2 protein-coding genes and 1 pseudogene are annotated in these 4,083 nt (G+C 57.4%); 2 read left to right on the top strand and 1 reads right to left on the bottom strand.

What is annotated here, in order from left to right; genetic code table 11:
- Positions 1 to 973, top strand: a 973-nt coding sequence (locus VGE80_RS16020; RefSeq protein WP_440593368.1) for a hypothetical protein, incomplete at its 5' end; no start/stop codon positions are given.
- Between the two features lie 470 nt (positions 974 to 1,443).
- On the opposite strand, the gene VGE80_RS16015 is transcribed toward VGE80_RS16020, so the two are convergent.
- Complete coding sequence (locus tag VGE80_RS16015; protein WP_440593367.1) at positions 1,444 to 2,964, bottom strand: MFS transporter; 1,521 nt, start codon at positions 2,962 to 2,964, stop codon at positions 1,444 to 1,446.
- Between the two features lie 712 nt (positions 2,965 to 3,676).
- Between VGE80_RS16015 and VGE80_RS16010 the strand changes: the two are divergent.
- Positions 3,677 to 4,083 (top strand): annotated as a pseudogene (locus VGE80_RS16010) (cytochrome c); the annotation flags it as partial.

The raw sequence follows: 4,083 nt of genomic DNA, 5'->3' as shown, positions 1-4,083 counted from the left end.
GAACACCCTCCACTACAATAAGGTATCAACGCGGCAACTCGTCAGACGGGATCCTCACATGCAAAACACTGATCGTTCCGTCGTCTACTGGAATGAGAACGTGACCCTCCGGCGGTTCATGTTCGTTTCGGCACTCTTTCTCGGCTGGCTTTGTTGTGACTTGGTCGCGCACGCTCTTTCAGGTCCCGGCAGTCTTGAAGCGGATGTCTGGGAATCGGTGCAGCAGGCCAGCGGCTTCACCATTCCGCAAAGCGTCTTGAAGTGGCTTCCGGAAGACTCCTGGCGACTGCATCTCTACACCGCCTACTCACTTCCTGCACTCGGGCTGGTCGCGCTGATCCTGCTGGACCGGCTGGTCAATCAGGGAAAAACCGGCCTGCCCTGGGGAATTACGTTTTGCGGTGGCATCTTCATCGTGGGAGGTGCGATTCTCGACATCGCCGTCACGGTGGCCCATAGCCCCGATCTGGAACTGGAGGGAAACCCGTATATCCGTATTCTACTGGACTCGCAGCATTCGCTCACGTTCGTCTACATGCACGCACTGTTCACACAGTCACTCTACATTACTCTGTTCTGCGGACTGTGGATCGGCTTTCTGCGACATCGACAGATTCTTGTCGAGACCATCTCCGCCTCGTCACCGCGCAACTGGATCGAGTTCCTGAAGGCAGCGACGGGGGGATCTCACCTGTCGATTCGGCAGTGGTTGCTCCCCATCCGCCCGTCCGAGGCTCCAATTGTTTATCACTGCGTCTGGTTGACCGCCCTGCCCATCGTCTTTGGCGTCAGTCTGCTCAGATGGTACGCCGCAATGGAGTGGTTCGGGTTCGTAGAACCGACGCTCTCGACCCGCTTCTACGTCGTGCTCCACGGCGTCGTCAGCACGCTGGTGCTTTATCTGCTCGCCCTGTGGCGATTGTACCGCCTGTCATTGAATGGCCCGCAAGAGTCCAACTCCCTGGAGATTTAGGGCTCGCACCAAAATCGACTGCAGCCTCAGCGATGCCAGGGACAATATTGCCGCCAGGCTCGGGATTTTTGCTGGTCGAGAGCCCCGGATCGGACGGTGATTTCCGGAAGTGGCAACTTGATACGGGCGTTCAAATTTGCCGCAGCGTTTACGCCAAATCGCCTTCTGCGGCGCGTCACCGACAGACCCATTCAGAGCTGAGTCAGGATTTATTTCAACAAGAACGAGTGGCGCAGGAATTGCTAATGAAATTCTTGTCGAAATGCGATAAGCAATGAGACAACTGCCTCGCGGCAGCGAAATATTCTTCCCATGCGTGATTACTAGGGTTCGTTTTTCCCGGCATCGTTATCCACCCCAGACGCATGGTGCTCCTGCAAGAAAAATTTTTTCTTGCAGGAGTCTTTTTTTTCCACGAAGAACCGGGCGTTCGTTGGCGCATTCCCCGACCTACTGAGTCCCCCGTGGAATCAACTGTTCACTGGACGGGGTGTCACGACAGCGGCAGCGCGCTCCACTTCCACATGGGGCACCGGAACGCGCTTCAACAGCACCAGCGCCAGTGCCCGGAAAGCTGTCGAAGCGACGAAGACCCACAGGTACGACGCCGCACAGATCCCCAGACCATTGAGAATCACGGCCCCAATGAGAGACCCCACCACCAGTGCCACGCTGTTGGCAACATTGTACAGCGTCAGCAGACTCGTCCGCTCGGACTCATGGATGGTTTCGAAGAACAAGAGCACCAGGGCCAGTTCGTACGCCCCCCAGGCGGTTCCTGCAATCAGTTGAAGCACGAACAGCCAGACGTAGTTGGAACTGAGGCACCATCCTCCCGCCAGAGGAATCAGACCCAGCGATCCGATCCACAGCAGTCGATGAGCCCCCGTGCGGTGAGCGATCCGTCCCCACAAGCGAAGGGTCAAAAACTTGGCAACGTACGAAGCACCGATCAGAATGGCATAGTGATGGTACTGGAAATTCAGTTCCTTCAGCATGTAAGGAACGAAGAACGGACCTGCGACGAAGACGCCCACCTGCATGCCGACGGCGAAAACAAGCAGCCGACCTGAGGACCCACGTGAAAACCGTTCCCATTGCTCGCCCAGCGAAAGAAACCGCATTTCTGCCGGAATCGGAGCTGGTTCACTCTGGCACATCAGACAGAGTGTAGAGACCAGACGACAGACCAGAGCGATGCCGAACAAGATGGCGAAGACGGGAACATCGACACCATGCGCTCGGGCCCACTGCAATGCGAATCCGCCACCGAGGAACCCGGCCAGGGTCGTTGCCTGGCAGAGTCGCGCCCGACGTGCGAAAAATTTGGCTCGGATATCCCGAGGAATAATCGTCCCTTGCCACGTATTCCACGCTGGTCCCGCTCCCAAACTGGTGGCCCAGTAGAGTGAGGTGACCGCGAGAATGGTGGAGTGGGAAATTGTCCCCGTCGATGCCGCAATAATCAGAGGCAGAAAGCAAAGCGCCTGAATCCCGGCACACGCCGCGACCCACCATTTGTGCGAGCGGATCAAACGAATCGCAGCGGGCGACACCAACTGCAGCAGACTACCGACAAGCTGTGGCACCGTCGCGATGAGAGCCGCAAACACTTCTCCCATCCCGATCGCCAGGACGAAGGCCTGCAGATAGGTCTCACCAATCCCCACCATGACGCCGTAGGACGAACCGTCACCGATGCTCAGTTGCAGGTTCCGCTTCAGGCCCAGTCCGTTCGTGGCCATTTCGATGGCAGAAGGAGCCGTTTCGCGATCGACGGGTGCCTCGATCGGAGAAGCGTCAGCAGCTTCATTCGAGCGGCCGCCGGGAATTGCCGGCGGCGCAGCGACCGCAGTCGTCGCCGATGGGGATGACGTTGTGAATCCTCCCCGGGATCGCAGTGAAGGGGTTTCATCCGGGGACGAGGCGGGATTGAATCGGGGGGAGTTTGAACCGCGAGGCCGATTGTGCTTTTTTACAAGCGAGATCAAGGGGTTTCCAGTGCTGAAATTTATCTGACCCCCACGAGTGTCTCCGTTACATCCATGTACACGGAAGTCTGAGAGAGAGGGTCACCTGTCGGCCGATCAACCTGACCTGGTTTTATCGGACGTTGAGAGCTTCGGCTGAGCAAAAACGTTGCCATCGATTTAGCAATCGTCGGCGGGCCGTTTTCCAGCTGAATTTAATGAGCCACTTTGCAGTCTGTTACATGGGCTTGCTGGCCGATCTGGCGGGTCAATAGCGTTACTGCCTACTATCATAGCATGTCCACGGAAAAACACCTCGTGACGATGAGGAATGTTTTACTGAAAATTTCGAGCTCCCCGGTCGTCTCGCAACTCTCAATTTGCCAAGCACTACAAGCGGCTTTTCTCCGGTGGGCACGGTCCCATTTCCGCGATTGACCGCCCCTCGCCTTCGTCTGGTTAATAACCGATCGGCACAGCGGATATACGATGCAGAGGACCGACAAGGAGAACTTAGGACCCACTTCCTGTAGAATGCGGTGACTCGGAAAAACGCCTCCGAGCCTGCTCTCAGGAGAACTTGACTGTGATCAAAGTGAATATAAATCTAATCCAACGGATTCGACCTTTCCGGGGCACGTGCCAGAGAGCTGGATCACGCTCGCTCCGCAGGAACCACCGCCGTTCCTCCATCCCTTTCGGCCGCGCCGCCAAGGTCATTTCGGCGGGACTCGTGTCGGCAATCTGGCTGGGGTTCGCTCCGCTGGCCAGCGGGGCAGAGATTTCCGATCCCGGCTCTCAGGGTTACCGTAACCTGCGAACACATTCGTACCTGCCTGCCGATTTCGACGAGGAGGTATTCGACGCATTGTGGAAGGCCTGGCCAGAACCTGAGCGTTCGAAAGCGGCCAGCGCGGATCCAGTGGAACGTCGAAAACTGACATTCTCATACTACGGCCTGACTCTGGATCCGGACGACGCAACCGGCCGAAAACCCCTGGGATACCGCGTCGACGAACAGGGAAACTGGACGATGACCTGCCTCGCCTGCCACGGCGGCAAAGTCGCGGGTGTCCCTTACGCAGGCTTGCCGAATTCCCACATTGCCCTGCAGACGCTGACGGAGGACGTGCGCGCCAC

The organism is Schlesneria sp., assembly GCF_036405755.1.
In the GTDB taxonomy this organism is placed as follows: domain Bacteria; phylum Planctomycetota; class Planctomycetia; order Planctomycetales; family Planctomycetaceae; genus Schlesneria; species Schlesneria sphaerica.
Note: the sequence above shows the minus strand (reverse complement) of the source record. Positions and strands in the feature narration are given on the sequence as shown.